The organism is Cupriavidus sp. 2KB_3, from assembly GCF_052115685.1.
Classification (GTDB): Bacteria; Pseudomonadota; Gammaproteobacteria; order Burkholderiales; family Burkholderiaceae; genus Cupriavidus; species Cupriavidus campinensis.
Window position 1 is genome coordinate 1 of sequence record NZ_JBFRHD010000048.1, and the last position, 895, is coordinate 895.

An 895-nucleotide genomic window follows, 5' to 3' on the forward strand; every position below is an offset into this window, starting at 1 on the left:
TTCGTCGTACTTCTTGGCTGCGCCGCCAAACTTCGCAGCCAGCACCGTGGCGATTGCTGCCGTCAGCGTCGTCTTGCCGTGGTCAACGTGACCAATCGTACCTACGTTCACGTGCGGCTTGGTCCGCTCGAACTTTTCCTTTGCCATTTCGCGACTCCTGTCTCGGTAGCAATTGCCAGTGCGGGTATAGATGGTGCCCATGGGCAGGATCGAACTGCCGACCTCTCCCTTACCAAGGGAGTGCTCTACCACTGAGCCACATGGGCGAAACTTGACTTACTTCTTTGACGGCAACCGCGGTGGTGGAGCGGGTGAAGGGAATCGAACCCTCGTCGTAAGCTTGGAAGGCTTCTGCTCTACCATTGAGCTACACCCGCCCGGTTACTTCCTTCACCGGCTCATCGCCTGGTTGCTGCCTTGCATTCTGGTGGAGAGGGCTGGATTCGAACCAGCGTAGGCGTAAGCCAACAGATTTACAGTCTGCCCCCTTTAGCCACTCGGGCACCTCTCCGCAGAGAACTTGTGATTATGGTGGAGCTCGCCTGGGCTGTCAAGCACTTTCCCTTGCGGTAAGTACCTTTGCGGTAGCCTGGCCAGCTCTGCAAACAGCACGCTTTGCACGGCTGTCGCGAACCAGAATCATCGATTGAAAAACCGACGCTCTCACCCTATAGGGCTCGGAAATCCAGCGCTGGCGCGGCATTTCAGGCTTCGGCGGGGCGACGCCGGCGGCGACATCAATCTGGCGCCGCAAAAGCAAAACCCCCAGCCTTTTGGGGCTGGGGGTTTTGGGTATAAGAGCCTGGCGATGACCTACTTTCACACGGGTAGTCCGCACTATCATCGGCGCAAAGTCGTTTCACGGTCCTGTTCGGGATGGGAAGGGGTGGTTCCG

At 58.0% G+C, this 895-nt stretch carries 1 protein-coding gene, 3 tRNA genes and 1 rRNA gene; all 5 read right to left on the reverse strand.

The genetic code is table 11. The features are described 5' to 3' along the window. On the reverse strand, positions 1-147 hold a 147-nt coding region (locus AB4120_RS27585), incomplete at its 3' end, for a GTP-binding protein (protein WP_441643095.1). Between the two features lie 44 nt (positions 148-191). Then, a tRNA-Thr gene (locus AB4120_RS27590) sits at positions 192-266 on the reverse strand. Positions 267-303: 37 nt separating this feature from the next. Then, positions 304-377: transfer RNA gene (locus AB4120_RS27595), tRNA-Gly, on the reverse strand. 48 nt (positions 378-425) lie between these two features. Continuing rightward, positions 426-511, reverse strand: a tRNA-Tyr gene (locus tag AB4120_RS27600). 289 nt (positions 512-800) lie between these two features. Further along, a 5S ribosomal RNA gene (gene rrf, locus AB4120_RS27605) occupies positions 801-895 on the reverse strand; the annotation flags it as partial.